We start from the raw sequence: 17,814 nt of genomic DNA on the forward strand, positions 1-17,814 counted from the left end.
TGCGATAAATCGCAAGGATTTTTTTGTTACATTTCTTTTTTCAAGACATCTAAGGCTTCTTTCATTTGCGAATCATTTTTTGCAAGCTTTTCTTGCAGTTTTGCCATTATGCCTGAGGTAGTGTCAGACTTTATAACTCCGTCTTCTGTTAAACCGTTATCCGATTGAAATGCTTTGACAGCCTCTTCTGTCTTCTCATCAAACAGACTGTTTGCAGTAACCTTGTATCCTAGTGCATTAAGCATTTGTTGAACTACCTTAATATCGTTGCCCGAATCTCCCTGTTTGTATTCTTTTTCGGGATCCAAATAAGGAAGGCTTGCGTAATCCGGAAGTTCTGATTTCACATCAGGCTGAATGCCTTTTTCATGAATCCAGCTGCCGTCAGGAGTCAGCCATTTTGCAATCGTAATTTTGACAGATGATCCATCGGAATACTGTTCCGGTTGCTGAATGGTTCCTTTGCCAAACGTTTTTTGTCCGACAATTGGTATGTCAGAGGATTGATGCAACGCAGCAGCCATAATTTCTGCAGCACTTGCCGTACCTTCATTTACGAGGACAACGACAGGTTCGCTTACAGATTTATCCTCTTCGGCCTTAATGACTTCTTTCTGGCCGTCCTTACTTTCTACCTGCATAATCGTTTTTCCTTTATCAACAAAAATATTGCTCATAGATATAGCTTGATCCATTAAACCTCCGGGATTATTTCTGAGATCCAAAACAAATCCCTTTGCTCCCTTTTGCTTTAATTCGTCGATGGCCTTTGTTAACTCTGAAGACGTAGATTCAGAAAAGCTGGTAATTTGAATCTCGCCAATCTTGTTGTCTGTCAATTTAGAATAAACCGTTTCAATCGGGATTGTATCACGTTTTATTGTGACTTCTACTTGCCCGACACCTGCACGGTTTAAAACAAGCTTAACATTCGTTCCTTTTTCTCCGCGAATATGGGTGACCGCTTCGTTTACGTTCATCCCTTCCACACTTTTATCATCGACCTTTAAAATTTGGTCGTGGGGTTTCAGGCCTGCTTCTTCTGCAGGAGATCCCTTAAGCGGAGCAACAATTAAAATTTGTCCGTTTTTTTCCTCAACTTGGGCGCCGATGCCTTCAAATGAAGACGAGATATTTTGCTGAAACCCGGATGCTTCCTCTTGATCCATATAGGTTGAATAAGGATCACCCAGCGCCTCGACCATCCCTTTAATCGCACCGTCCACTAATTTCTGATCATCAACTTTTTCATAATACTGTTTGCTAATCTTCTCGTAGGTCGACATCAATTTATTAAATTTTTGATCATCTGACGCCGAAACTGCCGGCGAATTCTGCTGGTTTGCAACAAGCCAAGTAATGCTCGATGCTGCAGCTGCGGTAATGATGACCACAAGAAATAGTTTTACAATTTGTTTCAACAGAAAACACCACCTTCTCTCCCCCATTATTATCCCGAACGAATTTTGTTTAGTCAACCAACTTCCCTTGAAAAATATACAAATCAACCGGCTTGTCCGCTCCAACCTTTTCGCAAGCTTCTACATAGCTTATAAAAAAGGAGGGAGTTTTTTTGAGCGCTTATCTTAAGATGCTGGCCGAGTTGGGAATTGGAGGTGCACATCCGGGCGGCCTGCCTTTAACGAAGGCACTTATTCAGGCACTTCGGTTAAACCCGGAGCTTCCCATTCTCGATGCTGGATGCGGGACAGGGCAGACTGCCGCTTACCTAAAACAGCTTTCATTTCCAGTTATCGCATTGGAGCCCAACCTGTTGATGGCAGATAAAGCTGCCGTAAGATTTGAGATGAAAGGATTATCGATTCCAATCTATCATGAAAAAATTGAACAAACGACTTTCGGCGATGATACGTTTTCTTATATTTTGACAGAATCGGTCCTTTCATTTACAGATCTAAGACAATCTGCAGCTGAAATCCAAAGAATATTAAAACCGGATGGCATATTGATTGCCATAGAAGCAACCAGAACGGCAGAGCTTACAAGCATAGAAAAAAACGAGATAAAAGATTTTTATGACTTTCATGACGTGTATTCAAAAGGAGAATGGATCGCCGCGCTGAAAAACGCAGGCTTCGCTGAAGTAAACGTTATAAACTGGAAGAACCTCGTGCTTGAAACACAAGAGACAGAAATGAATCTATCACCAAGTATAACGGAAGCATCGTATCACATCTTGGACCAACATAATCGTATATTGCAAAAATATCGGGGACGTATGGGGCATCTTATTTTTACGGCTTCTATAAAATAAACATTTAGCCTCCTCTATTCGTCCATTCTATTCTATGTTTCTATCGTAAGCTAACTAAGAAAGAAGCTAGATAGGAGGCATTTCATTTGAATCAGTACTATCATTTATGCAGCAGAAATGTAGGAAAGAATTGTAGAATTACTGATCGTTCCGGTAGAGTACATGTTGGAAGAATTACGAGAGTTTCCAATAGTAAAGTATTTATCCAACCGTCCAGACCAAGAGGATTTGGTTATGGATACGGATTTTATGGAGGATATTATCCTTGGGGCGGATATGGATATGGGATAGCACTTGGTGTCATCGTCGGCATCGCCATTGCCGGATTGTTTTTTTTCTAAAAGCACACGAAAAAGAAGCGCATTTTTTACATGTGCTTCTTCTTCATGCATGTTTCATACGTGAAAATATCTTACTTCAAACTAGATTCAAGAGCAATTTCAATCATTTCATTAAAGGTTGTCTGCCGCTCTTCAGAAGTCGTTTCTTCTCCTGTTAAAACATGGTCACTCACTGTTAATATTGTCAGTGCCTCCCTGTTGAATTTTGCGGCGAGTGTATACAAGGCCGTTGTTTCCATTTCTATTGCCAAAACACCGTATTTCGCTAACTTTTCAATTTGGCTGTCATCATTATAAAATTGATCTGCCGTAAACACATTGCCGACCTTTACAGAAACATTGCGTTCTACAGCCGTATCGAATGCATTTTTTAACAATTCAAAGCTTGCGGACGGAGCATAGTCAATTTCACCAAAAGCAACTCGATTGATTTGTGAATCAGTAGAAGATGTCATAGCAAGAATGACGTCACGAACCTGAACGTCCATTTTGATTGCTCCGCATGAACCTACACGGACTAATTTTTTTACATCATAGCTCTGAATCAGTTCATTCACATAAATGCTTATAGAAGGGACTCCCATCCCAGTACCTTGAACAGAGATTCTCTTGCCTTTATATGTACCCGTAAAACCAAGCATTCCTCTCACTTCATTGTAGCAAATTACATCTTCCAAATACGTTTCTGCTATGTATTTTGCACGCAGCGGATCACCTGGGAGTAATACTGTATCTGCAATTTGGCCTTTTTCAGCTCCTATATGTACACTCATTGTCATTCCTCCAACTAACAGTTTCCTTATCACTATACCATAACTCTCATAAACAAAAAATGACATAAAGAAAGCTGCTAAAATTAGCAGCTAATTGCAGACATCGGCAGGTTTGGTATCGTAATTTCCCGCCAGCCCATCGAAGAAAGCTTATAGTATGTTTCCTTTTTCTTATTTTCGCTTATTAATACAATATCCCCAGTACGAATAAATCTTGCTTTGTAATCAGAAGGTACCGTATCGAGCACATTAAATTTAGAAAACACCGTATCCAATACTTCCCTGTGTGATCTCCCATCTAATTCTGTTTGATAGACAGGCTCGTACCCTTTTTTCTCACCAATATCCGGAGTTTGAAAAATCGTAATATCATATTCTGGAGCCTTTTTCTTAAATACTTGAAAACTGAATCTCATCACGATCCCCTCCCAGGCTTTTTATTATATTTTAGCCTTTGATCGTATAATTCCTTTCACTAATTTTGTCGAATAGCCAACATTCGTTCGTCAATTTTTTTAAACAGTAGATAAAAGCAGTATCCTAAGCTCCATCCGGCAATGACATCTGTTAAAAAATGGACGCCGGTATATATTCTGCTAATACCAATGAGAAATACAAGTGAAAAAGCGAAAAACCAAGTACTTCTTTTATGCTGATAAAAAAACGGAATATATGTAATCAAAAGAAAAGCAATAAACAAATAGATGCTCGCAGTATTCATGCTATGTCCGCTTGGGAAGCTGAATGACGTCTCAGTAGCCAATGGATGATAGTGAGGCCTTTGCCTGTGCACGATCAATTTCATACCCTCATTGGCCACTCGCTCAGTAAAATACAACAGAAAAAGCAGCAAAGAAGGAACGATTTTTTTCAACAGAATCAAGAACAAAGCAACGATAACAATAATCGTAAGCAAATGCTTCGATGCTCCGAAATCAGTTAAAAACAAAAACGTTTGATTAAAAATTGGCGTTCGAATTTGTGTAAACACATGAATGATCCAATCATCTGCTGCCTGAACATTTTCTAAACGGACTGCTGCCATCATTAGAAGAAACACCGCGAGCGAAAAGACTGCCTTATTCACTCAAATTTTCCTCCTTCTTATGTATATACATACTTATACCCTGCTATAAGCCAGATGAATCTTGTACGATCAATTAGTCCTGTTCTTCTTCAATTAAGCATTTGGATAACAGATAGTCAAACGTAATATCTGCCAGCTCAAACAGTTCGTCCTCCCCTGGTATGTAACCTCTTGCAGTCAGCTCCCGATAGAAAAATTCAGCGATTTCTTCTGTATCAATGACAAACTCAATTTCTTTCATTTGCTGATTCCTCCTTTCCTATTGTTGTATGAGCTATCCATTTTTTTTATACCCTTGGAGCATCCTAGTCATAAAGTTTTTTCCTCTTCATATACTTGTCTTATCCAAGTTCAAGCAGGAGGGAAAAATCGATGCAGAAACTCATGCATTATTTAGATGGTGAATCGTTTGATGCTGCAATGGAAAAATTGCTTCATTACGGATTTCTTTGTATTCTGGCAGGAGGAGTTCCTTATTTCTGCTTCGTACTCATTCAATTTATTATGATGATTTGAATTGATCCTTTAGACTGTCCAACACAAAGCTCATCATATCTTTATACTCTGCGTCATGAAACATTTCATACAAAACTTTATAATCATTATAAATATCAAGCAGCTCATCAACAACTGAGTTGCCGTTACCTATGAGCAATTCTTTATCTTCAGTGCTTTGTTTTGATGACAGCAATACTTTTTTCAAGCCTTCTGATTCCAGATTTGACTCTCCTACGTAATGGACAAACAGCAGCTGATGCATAAATCTGTCCAGTTCATATTCGCGCATGACAAGGGTAAGCTCCTCCTCTTCCGTTTCCAGCCAAGCCCCATCCTTCATGCGGGTCAGTTCATAAATAATATCCTCCCAGCCATCCTCAGCATACCTCCAGATTTCAGTTCTATGTCCAACAATTTTAAACAGCTCTTTTCCGTATGTTTTCACACGTACGATGTCTCCGATAAGAAATTCATACTCAATATCTATTTTTTCCATGTCGACAATGATTCCTTCATAATCCGAGTAAAGCTGGATAGAGGACTCAAAATAAAGAACTTCATTTTGATTCACTTCATAAAGAAAATGCTTTTCAATTTGATGAACTTTCGTAATGGTTCCTACAGTTCCATACATAACAATGACGACAACGTCCCCAACCTGGAATTTCGGTGTGTTTTTCTTCATTCTGACTCCCCTCGCCGTTTTGTTCTTACGGTATGGTATGCCGCAAAAACTCATTTCGCATGGGCAAAGGAATTGGGATTTTTCTAAGAAATGCAGCCAAAAAAAAGACTGCAGCGGTTTATTAGCTGCAGAAAAATCAATTATTTGTTTTTTACTTCGACAATATAATGTTCCCAAGCATCATCAAACACCGACATCGAGGAAAGATAATCTCCGCTTACTTCTAAATACGAACTAAGCTCATGATAATCTGATGAGTACTTTGGAAATGTATGGTCTTCATATGCTTGATTTGCAAACTCGCTGATTTTGTCCTTTGGCTTCGGGTGCCTATGCTTCATCAAATAATGGTAAAACGATTTCAATTGAATTTCCCCTGACTATTATTAGTTTGTTGTTTCATTATACAACCCCCGACAATGATTTCAACCTGGTTGTATTATGAAAAATCAAAGTAATTACGTTTTAATATGCGCTCAGTATTCATTAGCTGTTCAAATGAAAGCTTGTATGGAAGGGGTTTTGTATCGATTAAAAGCAGCTGATTTTCAATTTCCTTGACAACTTGATCCTCCTGGTAGTTCATGCGGCAATGAAGACACGATACAGCAGGCGTTTCAGTAATTTCAATGGCTCTTGAACCATCTGGAAGCTCCCAATAGACTGTACTGACGGTTGGCATGGTTTTACCCTCTTCACACCAGTCACATGTTTTCATTTTTTGTCTCCTGATTTTTTTCCTTTTTCATTTGTGCAAGAAATTTCTTTTCCTTTAGTTCGTCTCTTTTTTCTCTTCGGTTTTTCAAAGATTCATGATTAGGATCGGTTACATAAGTTTCTCTCCGCTCGATTCGTTTCAAGCCTTCTGGAACCAAAGACGTACTTTTATCCGTTAAAAGGGATGAAACGCCTGTTTCGGTGGTTTTCTCAGGAAAAACCTTATAAAAAAACTCATCCGCTTGATTCGGAACGTATTTGTCAGGCTCTGGATAGGATGAAATAACCCCTTCGAAGTTTCGAAGCACGATTTTTTCAGGGCTTTGTGACAGAATATAATTCGGCTGCAAGGATATTTTTCCCCCGCCGCCCGGCGCATCAACGACGAAAGTTGGTACTGCATAACCGCTCGTGTGACCCCGCAATCCTTCCATAATTTCGATTCCTTTTGATACAGGTGCACGAAAATGACCGATTCCTTCTGATAAATCACATTGATAAATATAGTACGGCCGGACTCTCATTTTCACAAGATCGTGCATCAGCTTCTTCATAATCGTTAAACTGTCATTAATCCCAGTAAGGATGACAGCCTGATTTCCAACCGGGACGCCAGCATCGACCAGCCGCTCGCAAGCTTCTTTTGCTTCTTCTGTGATCTCGATGCTCGTATTAAAATGCGTATTCAGCCATACCGGATGATACTTTTTTAAAATGCTGCAAAGCCGCTCTGTAATCCTTTGCGGGAAAACTACAGGAGCCCTCGTACCGATGCGGATGATTTCCACGTGCGGTATGGCACGTAAATTTTTAAGAATATATTCAAGAATTTGATCGTTGATTAAGAGGCCGTCTCCTCCAGATATCAGAACATCCCTTACTTCAGGAGTTTCACTAATATATGAAATCGCTTGATCGAGCTGCTTTTTCGGTATTCCCATGCCGATCTGTCCAGAAAAACGCCGGCGGGTACAATACCTGCAATACATCGAGCATTGATTCGTAACAAGAAACAATACTCGATCCGGATAGCGGTGCGTAAGACCTGGAACTGGTGAATCTTCATCCTCGTGAAGCGGATCCTCTAAATCGTATTTCGTTTTATTCATTTCTTTTGATAAAGGAACAGACTGCATGCGAATGGGGCATTTCGGATCGTCAGGATCCATCAGTGAAGCGTAATAAGGTGTGATATTCAGCGGAATCGTTTTCGTTGAAAGGCTAACTCCTTCTTTTTCATCATCGGTTAAATTGACAACCTTGCTTAATTCATCGACATTTCTGACGGTGTGAGTCAATTGCCAGAGCCAATCATTCCACTGCTCATCGGTAACGTCTTTCCAAAGTTCGATTTCTTTCCAATGCCGTTTCGGTTTAAAAAGTTCATTCCCCAAATTCTTTCCCCCATTTCCTCATCTTTCTTCCATTATATGTGGGGCATGTGCGAGTACAGGAAAATGGCTATTGGTTAATTTGCTAATCAAATAGTTTTTTTTGCCAGATGTTCATGTTTTCCAAACCATTAAAAATCACACAGTTATTGATCAAGCGGCCTCCATAGGAATAGGACTGACGGCAAAGCGTCTTATTCATGCCAATAGATTCGGCTCTAGCTAAGGAAAATACATGGAAGATGCCCATTTGTTTTACTTTTTTTTCGAGCTCGATAATCAATCGGGTAAGTATGGAGTGTCCAGCAAATTCAGTTAATGTTGCACAATCGGTGATTTCTGCATGGCCGAGCTTTGTATTGATTTCTGCAGCAGCGGCGCTGATTAATGTATCGCCGCTAAAACAAGTATAGTAAACGCTTCCGCCTGTTATCGTTTTTTCAATGTAAGCACGGTCAGTAATTGGAGCAGGATAAATAGGAAAGACTTTTTTATATAGATCGGTGAGCATTTCAGAATCCTCAGCCTTTGCCTCGCGTATTTGAAAAGAGAATCCGTGGTCTCTTATAGGTTTTTTTGATTGATTCAAAATCGTTTGGAGCAGGTGATCTTGGCGCTCCCAAGAATTGGTCGTTTTTCTCGTTTGATCGAGATAATACGTCATGAGCAAAGCTCTATAACCGTTGTAATACCCGTCAATTTCTCCTTCTTGAAGAAATAACTTTTGAAGTAGATCCTTTTGATCATATGTTTTCGCAAAGATAATGATTTTTTCCATGCCGCGTTCTTTTCCGGTTTTGATGAGAATATCGGCCAGTGCCGCTGCTTTTCCTTCATAATCCAATACTCGAATTCGCTTATTAATCAAATCGTAATCAACAACAGCATGACAATGTTCTTCCTGTACTTTAATCATTTTCTATCTCGCACCAATCCAAAAGAAATAAACTGATAATTTTGGCTGATGTTAGCATGGCTTCTATTTCAATATATTCATCAGTGTGATGCGCGACTTTCGTTTCGCCAGGACCAAATACAATCGTCGGAATGCTTCCTGCGTGAAAAAGCATCCCCCCGTCAGTCCCCCATGGCGATGCCTCCTTTTTTGCTGTATGATTCGTTATTTTCTCAAATGATGCTTCCAGAGATCTGACTAGATCGTGGTTTTCATCTAATGCATTGGGAAGCCAGTGGGCGCCGTACCATTCCAATTCTACGGGGTGAAATTTAAACCATTCGTCCTGTTTTTCTAAGCTTTTGAGTCCATTTTCAATCTCAAGTTTTACATGATTCATGTCCTCGTCAGGAGCGACTCCGCACCGGCCTTCGACTTGAACAAGATCTGCGACCGAAGATGGCCAGCTGCCCCCATTGATCGTGCCGATATTTATTGGAACAGGAATGGGAGTATTGTGGTACAGCGGATCTTTTATTCTGACATTTCTCTTCTTCTCCAGTTCCTTTAAAGCATTTAGAACGAGAATGCTTTTTTCTATCGCACTTACTCCTTCATATCTCGTACCCCCGTGCGCAGATAAGCCTTTAACGATAATCCGGAACCACATGGATCCCTGCTGCTTGATAAACAGTTTTAAATTCGTCGGTTCAGGTATCAGCGCTCCGTCTGCCTTGTACCCTCGAAGTACAGTGGAAAGAGTTCCCGCTCCCCCGTTTTCTTCATCTGTGACACTTTGAAAGATGAGATCGCCTTTTAACGTAATTCCGCATGCTTCTAATGCCTCAATTGCAAGTAAGAGCGCTGTTGTTCCCCCTTTCATATCCGATGCGCCTCTGCCGTATACCTTTCCGTTCTTTTCTACAGCCAGATACGGGTGGGTACTCCATTTTCCGATGCTCCCTTCAGGTACGACATCAATATGGCCATTTAAGATAATTGATTTTCCGCCGCCGCTTCCATGCTTTCGGGCAACGATATTCGGGCTTTCTGCGAAATTCTCGCGGCCAGATACAAAATAGGGGTGCTGCTTCAATTGAATAATGCTCGGTTCATACACATCAACTTCCATTTGAAATTGACGGAGCTTTTCAAGGATCACCGCTTGAGCGTTAAATTCTTCTCCAATGGTGCTTTTTTCGGCAATCAGTTTTTTTAACAGACGCACTGCGTTATCTTTGTTATCTTCGATCCATCGGCACACTTTTTCTTCTAAATTGATCATAGAAGACCTCCTTTTTTTGGATCAGCTAATATCGATATCTATCTTGGCTGCCGTACTGGCTACGACTTCCTCTACCGTGCTGCCCTCCATTACTTCTTTTAAAACAAAACGCCGATTTTCAATCGTAAACACTGCTTTTTCTGTGATTACCATATTTACGCATTCCCTGGCTGTCAAAGGAAGCGTGCACCTTTCAACCAATTTTGGCGAATGATTTTTATCCGTTTGGCTCATCAGGATGATGACTTTTTTTGATTTTTGGACAAGCTCCAGCGCCCCTCCCATTCCGGGAACCCGTTTACCTGGAACAATCCAATTCGCTAAATCTCCCTTTTCGTTTACCTGCAAGCCGCCAAGAATCGTAAGGTCGATCTTTCCTTTTCTGATCATGCCGAATGAAACAGCAGTGTCAAAGAAAGAGGCTCCGTTAACCACCTGAACCGGATAGCCTGCCGCATTGCATAGGTTTTCGTCCTCTTTCCCCAGTTCCAGAGTCCCTCCAATTCCGAGTACTCCATTTTCCGATTGGAAAAGCACGTGTTTATATTCGGGCAAAAAGGCTGAAACGAGTGAAGGGATGCCTATACCAAGATTCACGACCATCCCTTCTTTTATTTCTTTTGCCGCACGCATAGCTATTTGCTCTCTCCATTCGTCTCCCACACCCATTTCCATTTCACCCCTTCGCTATTCACGACACCATTGACAAATATTCCAGGTGTGACAATTTCTTCGGGATTGATTTCACCAGGGTGAACAATTTGCTCAGCTTCTACAATCGTTCGATCTGCAGCCATTGCCATCAGCGGATTCATATTTCTTGCTGTCTTGTCATAAACCGCATTACCGAAAATGTCAGCTTTTTTTGCAAAGACCAGGGCAATATCAGCTGTAAGTGCTTCTTCGATCAAGTATGATGAGCCTTTAAGCGACACCGTGGTTTTTCCAGCAGAAACAAATTCATGATCTATTCCAATGTCAGTAAGTATTCCGCCAAGTCCGGCTCCTCCGGCTCTAATTCGTTCGGCGAGTGTACCTTGAGGTGAGAATTCAACGTCCAATTCTCCCTCTGTCATTTGATTCCCGGCAATCGGATTGCTTCCAATATGGGAGACGATTAATTTTTTTATGCGCTTGTTCATGATTAATGGTCCAATTCCAACCTCAGGAAATCCAGCATCATTACAGATAACCGTTAAGTCTTTCACTCCCTTTTGCAAAAGTCCCTCGAGCAAAGTAGGAGGAGAACCTACTCCTCCAAAGCCGCCGATCATCACCACAGTGCCGTCATTTATGCTTGATAACGCTGTTCCAACGTCCATTTTTTTATTGAAAGGAATCATAATTTCCCCTCCTTCTCGCAGGTGATTTCAACTGATTGGATCACAGATTGAAATAAATGAAATAACTCTTGCATTTCTTTTTTTGAAATGGTCAAAGGCGGTGAAATGATTACAGCATTTCCCGCTGTATCCAATCCAGCGCTCGACGGATAAAGAAGGAGACCTCTTTTTTTCGCTTCTTTGACGATCTTTTCCGTTAATCCGAACTCAGGCGGAAACGGATCCTTTGTTTCTTTATTTCTTACAAACTCTACTCCGATTAAAAGTCCTTTTCCCCTAATATCTCCGATGATTTTTGTGTACATCATCCAATCTTGCAGCTGCTTTTGCAATTGTTCTCCCATTAGCTCAGCTTGTCTGCATACATTCTTCGCTTTGCTGTAACGAATCACTTCAAGACCTGCCCGCGCAGAAAAAGGATTGGCACTGAACGTATGGCCGCTCATGATGATTCGAGAGCCGTTTTCGATCACTTGAATAATGCTATCGCTAACGACTGTTGCAGCTATCGGGGCATATCCGCCGCTTATCCCCTTGCCGAGTGCAACAATATCAGGTTCCACGTTCCAATGCTCAATTGCGAGCCATTTTCCCGTTCTGCCGATACCTGACATCACCTCATCAGCGATAAACAGCACATCATTTTTTTCACAGACCTTCTTGATTTTTTCATAATATCCTTCTGGAGGTGTTATGGCAGCGCCTGCAGCGCCAACGATCGGCTCTGCCACAAATGCAGCAACGTTTGATTTTCCTATTCGGTGAATCGCCTTCTCCAGCTCTTGGGCACAGGCGATCCCACACTCCGGATAGGCGAGCTGATACGGGCATCTGTAGCAATTGGGGGCAGATACGGCAGGATAATGTTCGATCATGTGAGTAAAACGAACTCTTCGTTCATAAAATCCGGATAATGCAAGAGCACCATTTGTTATTCCGTGGTAGCTGTTCCATCTTGAAATAAACTTTGTTTTTTGGGGATGATTTTTATCCTGCCAGTATTGAATCGCGATTTTCATTGCTGTTTCTATCGCTTCCGATCCGCTATTGACGAAAAATGATCGGGTAAGATCACCGGGGAGAAGATTGGCTAATTCTTCAGCCAATTGTTCGGCAGGAAGATTGGAAAATTGAGATCGATAAACAAAAGATAAGTTTTTCAGCTGATCATAAAGAGGATCAATGATTTCCTTTACTCCATGGCCAATATTGCAGGTAACAGCCCCTGATGAACCATCTAGATATTTCTTTTCATCAGCATCATAAATATAGACCCCATCAGCATGAACAGCAATTGGATATTCACCATTTAATTCAGGTTTAATTAAATAGCTTTTCACCTTTACCTCCTCCAGAAAATCCATGCTATAAAGGAAAAAACGTTTGATATCAATTATATGTGCTGGGACGTATGTGCATTCGTTCTTTATCAGTTAAATGCTGCTTCCATTTATGTCAGAGGCTCTCGGATTTCTTGATAGATTTAGAGCTATTTTTTCAAGGTTGGGATCCATTTTTGTCAGCTCCAGTTTTTCTAATATCGCCATCATAAATCCATAATGTGCAGGCCCTTTGCTTGTAATTATATTTTTATATATACAGACATCTGAACCATCATAATTTCCATTCCTAAATAAATGAGAGTATTGATCATTGGTTTGCGGCATACAGGTATATTTTCCGTTAATCAACCCAGAAGCTGCCAACAGAACAGCAGACGCACAACTTGCGGCTATATTCCCTTTGTAGCATCTTAAAAACGTACGTAATGGCTGATTTTCTATGAGTGAAGAGGTAACATTTCCACCTGGAAGTAAGATAAGGTCATATTCGTTAGGATCTTCAGTTTCAATCGATTTTTCTACATTAATAACTATTCCTCCATCTGTCGATACGTTTGAACCATCAATCGAAAAGGTTTCCATCTTCCAGCTCTTATCTTTTAAAAACTTTTGCAATAGTGCTACTTGCCAAATTGCAAAATCATCATATGCTATGAAGGCAAACTTATTCATCTTTATCACCTCTTTTAAAAGATGAAACCTACTTTACCAGAAATATTTGGAAAAAACAGACTGCTCATTAAAAATTATTTATTATATAATAAATTATGGAAGAATAAATTTTTTCAAATAAAAAAATGGCCATTAATCGCCAATTGATGATTAATGGCCTGTCTCATTTAAGGTTCATTTTGAAAATAAAGAGAGATATTCTCCGTACCCTTCTTTTTCTAAGTCTTTTTTTGCAATAAATCTCAGGCTCGCTGAATTGATACAATAACGGAGTCCGCTAGGCTCTGGGCCGTCATTAAAAACATGGCCGAGGTGAGAATCTGCTGTTTTGCTTCGTACTTCGGTTCGAATCATGCCATGGCTTGAGTCTGTCTTTTCTTCAATCTCATCCTCCTGAACCGGCTTCGTAAAGCTCGGCCAGCCGCAGTGTGCATCGAATTTATCCAAAGAGCTGAATAACGGCTTCCCGGAAATAATGTCTACATATAAGCCTTCTTCCTTATGATCCCAATATTCATTATGAAAAGGAGGCTCTGTTCCGTTTCTTTGTGTAACTTCATATTGCATCTCAGTTAAATTTTTTATATTTTCTTCTTTTCTTTTAGCGTTCATCTTCTTCCCCCCAATAGTGATTCAAAAATGGCCCTCTTCCTGATCCAAACCGATATCTTTCATAGTGGGCAGAATTCTTCTTGTAGTAATCCTGATGATACTCTTCAGCTCGGTAAAACGTTTTGGCTGGCAGAATCTCTGTCATGATAGGCGCATTAAACACATTCTGCTCTTCAAGCTCTTTTTTTGATTCCTCCGCCATTCGTTTTTGGCTGTCTGAATGATAGAAAATCGCTGTTTTATATGAATCTCCCCTATCGGCGAATTGACCGCCGGCGTCTGTCGGATCAATTTGCTGCCAAAATAGCTGCAGTAGCTTTTCATACGGAAATATATCAGGGTCAAAGGTAATTTGCACCGCTTCCTTATGGCCGGTCGTATCGGTGCAAACCTCTTCGTACGTAGGATTGGGTTTATGGCCCCCAGTATATCCCGATTCAACCTGATAGATGCCCGGCTGCTCGTCAAACGGTTTCACCATACACCAGAAACAGCCGCCCGCGAAGGTAGCACGCTCTCTTTTTTCAGTCATAATAATGCCTCCTACGTCAATAAGTGGTATGATTACATTATACCATTTCGACTGCAGATGAAAATCATTCTGATTTAGAGCATATCGTCTACCTTCTATCAGTGAAGGTTTTATAGTCCGTAAATTCGGAATACAAGGAATAGGGATTTGTAATTGGAGGTTTTGAAAGTGAGTTCAAGAGAACAAATGATGTATCAAATGGAAAGTCTTCTTCGAAAAGTATTTAAACAAATCAGAATTGAGATAAATGAATTGCTCAAGCGGGAAATGTCGAGAAACGAGTTCATGATCCTGCGGATTTTAAATGAGGAAGGTCCGAAAAAGGTAACAGAATTTGCGAATGTTTTAGGTGTTTCAGCAAGCCATATTACCGCAGTTACAGATGCGCTCGTAGAAAAAGGCTGGATTTCACGAATCCGTTCAAAGGAAGATCGAAGAATTATTAAAATCCATATCACAGATTCTGGAAATGAAGTAATAAAGTACTTTGATAAAAAGAAAACAGAATATTTTACAAGCCGGTTTGAAGCATTCAGCGATGAAGAGCTGCAAACTATAATCAACCTTTTCTCGAAACTTGATAAACAGCAAAACAGCAAGTCAATTCTATGATAAAAACAGCGGCAAATGTGCTGCTGTTTTTTTGTTTTTGCATTGTCGTTGAGAAAACCGGGCATGATATACAATAAAAAGAGGTGCTTCTATGACTGCTCCATATTTATGTCCAAACTGTAAAACAAATCGTTCCCGCTTTAATATCATTGAACAATCTGCAATGCCTGTTAAAATGGACCCTGTTTCTGGAGAAATACTCGAAAGCTATGATGTAAATCAACTGTCGCCCTTTCATTTAAAATACAACGGACCTTTAAGAAAAGTCCAGTGCGGCGTGTGCGGGTTGATTGAAGACGAACGAACCTTTGTCCAAATTGCCCAATACGAAAACAAAAATAAAGCCAATCTTCAATAATTGGAGCTTCCCCCTGCTTACAACAAAAAAGAGACTCGCATTTTAAAGACATATATTAAGAGTAAAGATAGTAAGGATTAATTATCCCTGCTATCTTTTCTTATCTTCAATAATAAAAGGGAAAGAATCACCGAAGTTTTACACTATAATGTCTCATTGATTTGGGTATCCCCTTTAACTCGAGTATCCCACTGTATATTAAGTGCCGAATCCGATATTCTAAAAAGAATTGATCTATATACGAATCCATTTGTGTCAATATTTCTCCAATCACTCTTCCAGTCTTAACAAAGTCTTTCGTTCCTTGCTTATGATGTAGCTTTTCTATTGTTTCGATGATGAGTGGATCATAATAATGTTTTGGCGCCCCTTTAATTTCATCGTTTATCCATAATCGTAACACTTCCTTCGTTTGGGATTGTTTTTCCCATTCCTTATGAAATTTGATACGCTTATTATCTGATAATGGTTTGTTCTCTTTGTTATTTTCAAAGAATAGTCTTAAATATTTTGAATCAATTTGACCTGTATGGAAAATAGGTTGCTCATCTTCGGTAGCACTATATTTCTTATAGAGTATGCCTGAGTTCATAAGAAAAATTTCATTTGTTTTTTCTTGCAATAAATAGAGAAAAAAACGGAGAGCAGTTTGTTCATCAGCATTGTTTCCATACCAAATATAGATTGGAACATCGTTAGCTATATCTTCAATCTCACGCAATGTATTGGTAAATTTATTTTCATATTCATAATCTTCCTGGAAAAAATTTATATTTCCAAATAACCATTCAGTTCGGTTTGATTGACCTATTTTTTCATCTAATTTCCACAACGGTCCAACCGAAAAAGAGTCTGGAAATCCAATTACAGTCTTTGGTCTCTCAAGTCCTACTCTTAAAGAACCGGCTGCAGATTCTGAATTAACGATATGAACCGCACCAACTTGATTCGCCAGCCCCTTTAAATGTCGGTTTTTTTGAATATGTTTATTTATTTCCTCCACCATCTGTTTCATATCATCCATATTTAAAAAGAATCCTCTGTCTTCGACTGGCTGGTATTCCTCGTGATTAAATTTCTCAAATTCAACTCTATTATTGATTTCATACATCATCAACCCCATGCCAATTTCACTAAAATTTGATATGGTTAAATAATTATTTGTTTTCATTTGATAGACAAAAACTGCATTTGGTTCAATCAAAAAATAGATAAACGGGTGATTGACTTTTGTTTTAATTGGAACCAACTCCTTTTCCGTATCTCCTGCTAAATTCTTCAACAACTCCCTCAGTTAAATACGGTTTTCTCATACTCGCTAACCTGACTCTTTAATTGAATAACTGTTATTACCACTTTAACATAAATGCCCAAAACCCTACATTGAATATTAGAATGAAAAAGCACGCCATTTTATTTACTAAATGGCGTGCTAAGCTAAATACATTGCGATTTAATATTTTACAACTCTAAACGGAACCCGTTACTTTATCAACAATTACTTAGTAATTAAAGATACAGGCTTTTAATTTCTATGATTTTTTTCGTTATATATATATTTAATTGTAATGTCTATTTTTTATTGTTTAATCGCGTTTTCGCTGCTTTTTTCGGTCTTTTAAATCAAGAGTAAAAACCATAGCACTTAAAAATAATGCACAAAAGCCTATATTTAAATACACCTGATCCATATTTTCATTCAACATACTTACATAGGCAAGTCCGCCAAACCAAAGAGAAATCAACAGTGTTATCAGACTAAAATACAAATATACGTTTTTTATCTTTTGTCACCCCTCATTTTCATACAATCATAGTAATTATTCACCCGGGTGATAGTAACGAAATTCAATATCATCATTTTTTAGATCAATTTTTTCTGCTCTAACATACATGCCATTATCTAACGGCATGTCAGATAAGCGGATTTCAATTTCTTTTTCCCCGGAATATACATGAACAAAATCAGGCAGTTGATAGAATCGATTCATATAATTTAATACAAATGAAACAGGAAGATTTAATCTTCCAAGTGACAGCTCGGTTACCTTTAAGGTCACATCTCCATTTTCTTCAACTACGGGCTCAAAAGAAACCTGCGCATTGATAAAAGAAGCAAACGCCTGAATTTCTCCTTTCACCTGCACTTCATCGTTTATAACTACTTGATAGTTAGGATCTTTGTCTTTCGCTTGGCGGGCTAAATAGGATTTCACGAAAGAATTTAAGGATTCTTTCGTACTCGTTATTTGAAATTCATATTGAGAATTTCTATTGGTTTTATCCGGTGGATTGTTAGAACCAGGCAAAGAAACCAGAAGTGCGCAAACAGAAATAACGAGCAAATTTATCACAAGCAATGCAAGAAATAAAACTTTATATTTTTTCATTTTTT

The 17,814-nt window shown here is 39.3% G+C and carries 25 protein-coding genes; 5 read left to right on the forward strand and 20 right to left on the reverse strand.

Annotation, left to right across the window (positions count from 1 at the left end; genetic code table 11):
* Nucleotides 1-26 precede the first annotated feature (26 nt).
* The gene (locus AM592_RS06715; RefSeq protein WP_053603075.1) at nt 27-1,421 is read right to left on the reverse strand and encodes a S41 family peptidase; all 1,395 of its coding nucleotides are present in this window, start codon (nt 1,419-1,421) and stop codon (nt 27-29) included.
* Between the two features lie 152 nt (nt 1,422-1,573).
* Here AM592_RS06715 and AM592_RS06720 point away from each other — a divergent pair, with 152 nt between their 5' ends.
* Nucleotides 1,574-2,275 carry a class I SAM-dependent methyltransferase gene (locus AM592_RS06720; protein WP_053603076.1) on the forward strand — a complete coding sequence of 234 codons (702 nt, stop codon included), beginning with the start codon at nt 1,574-1,576 and terminating at the stop codon, nt 2,273-2,275.
* An 86-nt stretch (nt 2,276-2,361) separates the two neighbouring features.
* Nucleotides 2,362-2,616, forward strand: a complete 255-nt coding sequence (locus AM592_RS06725; RefSeq protein WP_053603077.1) for a hypothetical protein — start codon at nt 2,362-2,364, stop codon at nt 2,614-2,616.
* A 71-nt stretch (nt 2,617-2,687) separates the two neighbouring features.
* On the opposite strand, the gene deoD is transcribed toward AM592_RS06725, so the two are convergent.
* The 4 genes from deoD to AM592_RS23180 all read right to left on the reverse strand — a co-directional run bounded on the left by deoD (nt 2,688) and on the right by AM592_RS23180 (nt 4,717).
* The gene (gene deoD, locus AM592_RS06730; RefSeq protein WP_053603078.1) at nt 2,688-3,389 is read right to left on the reverse strand and encodes a purine-nucleoside phosphorylase; all 702 of its coding nucleotides are present in this window, start codon (nt 3,387-3,389) and stop codon (nt 2,688-2,690) included.
* Nucleotides 3,390-3,472: 83 nt separating this feature from the next.
* The gene (locus tag AM592_RS06735; RefSeq protein ID WP_053603079.1) at nt 3,473-3,805 is read right to left on the reverse strand and encodes a YodL domain-containing protein; all 333 of its coding nucleotides are present in this window, start codon (nt 3,803-3,805) and stop codon (nt 3,473-3,475) included.
* A 59-nt stretch (nt 3,806-3,864) separates the two neighbouring features.
* Complete coding sequence (locus AM592_RS06740) at nt 3,865-4,476, reverse strand: phosphatase PAP2 family protein (RefSeq protein WP_053603080.1); 612 nt, start codon at nt 4,474-4,476, stop codon at nt 3,865-3,867.
* A 73-nt stretch (nt 4,477-4,549) separates the two neighbouring features.
* Complete coding sequence (locus AM592_RS23180; protein WP_082363817.1) at nt 4,550-4,717, reverse strand: YozD family protein; 168 nt, start codon at nt 4,715-4,717, stop codon at nt 4,550-4,552.
* 131 nt (nt 4,718-4,848) lie between these two features.
* Here AM592_RS23180 and AM592_RS24090 point away from each other — a divergent pair, with 131 nt between their 5' ends.
* Nucleotides 4,849-4,992, forward strand: a complete 144-nt coding sequence (locus tag AM592_RS24090; protein ID WP_098945204.1) for a hypothetical protein — start codon at nt 4,849-4,851, stop codon at nt 4,990-4,992.
* Here AM592_RS24090 and AM592_RS06745 read toward each other — a convergent pair.
* The 12 genes from AM592_RS06745 to msrA all read right to left on the reverse strand — a co-directional run bounded on the left by AM592_RS06745 (nt 4,979) and on the right by msrA (nt 14,449).
* The gene (locus AM592_RS06745; RefSeq protein WP_053603081.1) at nt 4,979-5,659 is read right to left on the reverse strand and encodes a hypothetical protein; all 681 of its coding nucleotides are present in this window, start codon (nt 5,657-5,659) and stop codon (nt 4,979-4,981) included. The genes AM592_RS24090 and AM592_RS06745 overlap by 14 nt on opposite strands.
* 140 nt (nt 5,660-5,799) lie before the next feature.
* Complete coding sequence (locus tag AM592_RS06750; RefSeq protein ID WP_053603082.1) at nt 5,800-6,024, reverse strand: YozE family protein; 225 nt, start codon at nt 6,022-6,024, stop codon at nt 5,800-5,802.
* A 74-nt stretch (nt 6,025-6,098) separates the two neighbouring features.
* On the reverse strand, nt 6,099-6,377 hold the full coding sequence (locus tag AM592_RS06755) for a YokU family protein (protein ID WP_053603083.1): 279 nt from the start codon (nt 6,375-6,377) through the stop codon (nt 6,099-6,101).
* Entirely contained in the window at nt 6,364-7,770 is a 1,407-nt protein-coding gene (kamA, locus tag AM592_RS06760; protein ID WP_053603084.1) for a lysine 2,3-aminomutase, read from the reverse strand. The genes AM592_RS06755 and kamA overlap by 14 nt, the downstream gene beginning before the upstream one ends.
* A gap of 82 nt (nt 7,771-7,852) precedes the next feature.
* Nucleotides 7,853-8,683 (reverse strand): putative beta-lysine N-acetyltransferase, encoded by an 831-nt coding sequence (ablB, locus tag AM592_RS06765; RefSeq protein ID WP_053603085.1) that lies wholly within the window; start codon nt 8,681-8,683, stop codon nt 7,853-7,855.
* Nucleotides 8,676-9,947, reverse strand: a complete 1,272-nt coding sequence (locus tag AM592_RS06770; RefSeq protein WP_053603086.1) for a peptidase — start codon at nt 9,945-9,947, stop codon at nt 8,676-8,678. The genes ablB and AM592_RS06770 overlap by 8 nt, the downstream gene beginning before the upstream one ends.
* A gap of 21 nt (nt 9,948-9,968) precedes the next feature.
* A complete protein-coding gene (locus tag AM592_RS06775; RefSeq protein ID WP_053603087.1) occupies nt 9,969-10,616 on the reverse strand; it encodes a 3-oxoacid CoA-transferase subunit B in 648 nt (215 codons plus the stop codon).
* Nucleotides 10,583-11,290: a CoA transferase subunit A gene (locus tag AM592_RS06780; RefSeq protein ID WP_053603088.1), complete on the reverse strand. Its 708-nt coding sequence runs from the start codon at nt 11,288-11,290 to the stop codon at nt 10,583-10,585. Before AM592_RS06780 ends, AM592_RS06775 begins: the two co-directional genes overlap by 34 nt.
* Entirely contained in the window at nt 11,287-12,630 is a 1,344-nt protein-coding gene (locus AM592_RS06785; protein ID WP_053603089.1) for an aspartate aminotransferase family protein, read from the reverse strand. Before AM592_RS06785 ends, AM592_RS06780 begins: the two co-directional genes overlap by 4 nt.
* Before the next feature lie 93 nt (nt 12,631-12,723).
* The gene (locus tag AM592_RS06790; RefSeq protein WP_053603090.1) at nt 12,724-13,305 is read right to left on the reverse strand and encodes a DJ-1/PfpI family protein; all 582 of its coding nucleotides are present in this window, start codon (nt 13,303-13,305) and stop codon (nt 12,724-12,726) included.
* A 174-nt stretch (nt 13,306-13,479) separates the two neighbouring features.
* A complete protein-coding gene (msrB, locus tag AM592_RS06795) occupies nt 13,480-13,917 on the reverse strand; it encodes a peptide-methionine (R)-S-oxide reductase MsrB (RefSeq protein ID WP_053603091.1) in 438 nt (145 codons plus the stop codon).
* Nucleotides 13,907-14,449, reverse strand: coding sequence for a peptide-methionine (S)-S-oxide reductase MsrA (gene msrA / locus AM592_RS06800; protein ID WP_053603092.1), 543 nt, complete (start codon nt 14,447-14,449; stop codon nt 13,907-13,909). The genes msrB and msrA overlap by 11 nt, the downstream gene beginning before the upstream one ends.
* A 168-nt stretch (nt 14,450-14,617) precedes the next feature.
* Here msrA and AM592_RS06805 point away from each other — a divergent pair, with 168 nt between their 5' ends.
* Together AM592_RS06805 and AM592_RS06810 are read left to right on the forward strand one after the other, a co-directional pair.
* The gene (locus AM592_RS06805) at nt 14,618-15,061 is read left to right on the forward strand and encodes a MarR family transcriptional regulator (RefSeq protein ID WP_098945205.1); all 444 of its coding nucleotides are present in this window, start codon (nt 14,618-14,620) and stop codon (nt 15,059-15,061) included.
* 91 nt (nt 15,062-15,152) lie between these two features.
* A complete protein-coding gene (locus AM592_RS06810; protein WP_053603093.1) occupies nt 15,153-15,419 on the forward strand; it encodes a hypothetical protein in 267 nt (88 codons plus the stop codon).
* Between the two features lie 127 nt (nt 15,420-15,546).
* Here the strand turns inward: AM592_RS06810 and AM592_RS06815 are convergent, their stop codons facing one another.
* The 3 genes from AM592_RS06815 to AM592_RS06825 form a co-directional block, all read right to left on the reverse strand.
* Nucleotides 15,547-16,701: a DUF1835 domain-containing protein gene (locus AM592_RS06815; protein ID WP_053603094.1), complete on the reverse strand. Its 1,155-nt coding sequence runs from the start codon at nt 16,699-16,701 to the stop codon at nt 15,547-15,549.
* A gap of 304 nt (nt 16,702-17,005) precedes the next feature.
* Nucleotides 17,006-17,188, reverse strand: coding sequence for a protein YpmT (gene ypmT / locus AM592_RS06820; protein ID WP_245212788.1), 183 nt, complete (start codon nt 17,186-17,188; stop codon nt 17,006-17,008).
* Between the two features lie 51 nt (nt 17,189-17,239).
* Nucleotides 17,240-17,809 carry a YpmS family protein gene (locus tag AM592_RS06825; RefSeq protein WP_053603096.1) on the reverse strand — a complete coding sequence of 190 codons (570 nt, stop codon included), beginning with the start codon at nt 17,807-17,809 and terminating at the stop codon, nt 17,240-17,242.
* Between the last annotated feature and the right edge of the window lie 5 nt (nt 17,810-17,814).

Source organism: Bacillus gobiensis, assembly GCF_001278705.1.
GTDB lineage: Bacteria > Bacillota > Bacilli > Bacillales > Bacillaceae > Bacillus > Bacillus gobiensis.

Coding starts and splice junctions, on each gene's coding strand:
- AM592_RS06825 (WP_053603096.1), bottom strand. CDS start 17,809: ATGAAAAAATATAAAGTTTTATTTCTTGCATTGCTTGTGATAAATTTG.
- ablB (WP_053603085.1), bottom strand. CDS start 8,683: ATGATTAAAGTACAGGAAGAACATTGTCATGCTGTTGTTGATTACGAT.
- AM592_RS06810 (WP_053603093.1), top strand. CDS start 15,153: ATGACTGCTCCATATTTATGTCCAAACTGTAAAACAAATCGTTCCCGC.
- AM592_RS23180 (WP_082363817.1), bottom strand. CDS start 4,717: ATGAAAGAAATTGAGTTTGTCATTGATACAGAAGAAATCGCTGAATTT.
- AM592_RS06755 (WP_053603083.1), bottom strand. CDS start 6,377: ATGAAAACATGTGACTGGTGTGAAGAGGGTAAAACCATGCCAACCGTC.
- msrA (WP_053603092.1), bottom strand. CDS start 14,449: ATGACTGAAAAAAGAGAGCGTGCTACCTTCGCGGGCGGCTGTTTCTGG.
- AM592_RS24090 (WP_098945204.1), top strand. CDS start 4,849: ATGCAGAAACTCATGCATTATTTAGATGGTGAATCGTTTGATGCTGCA.
- AM592_RS06790 (WP_053603090.1), bottom strand. CDS start 13,305: ATGAATAAGTTTGCCTTCATAGCATATGATGATTTTGCAATTTGGCAA.
- deoD (WP_053603078.1), bottom strand. CDS start 3,389: ATGAGTGTACATATAGGAGCTGAAAAAGGCCAAATTGCAGATACAGTA.
- AM592_RS06775 (WP_053603087.1), bottom strand. CDS start 10,616: ATGGGTGTGGGAGACGAATGGAGAGAGCAAATAGCTATGCGTGCGGCA.
- AM592_RS06780 (WP_053603088.1), bottom strand. CDS start 11,290: ATGATTCCTTTCAATAAAAAAATGGACGTTGGAACAGCGTTATCAAGC.
- AM592_RS06770 (WP_053603086.1), bottom strand. CDS start 9,947: ATGATCAATTTAGAAGAAAAAGTGTGCCGATGGATCGAAGATAACAAA.
- AM592_RS06735 (WP_053603079.1), bottom strand. CDS start 3,805: ATGAGATTCAGTTTTCAAGTATTTAAGAAAAAGGCTCCAGAATATGAT.
- AM592_RS06745 (WP_053603081.1), bottom strand. CDS start 5,659: ATGAAGAAAAACACACCGAAATTCCAGGTTGGGGACGTTGTCGTCATT.
- msrB (WP_053603091.1), bottom strand. CDS start 13,917: ATGAACGCTAAAAGAAAAGAAGAAAATATAAAAAATTTAACTGAGATG.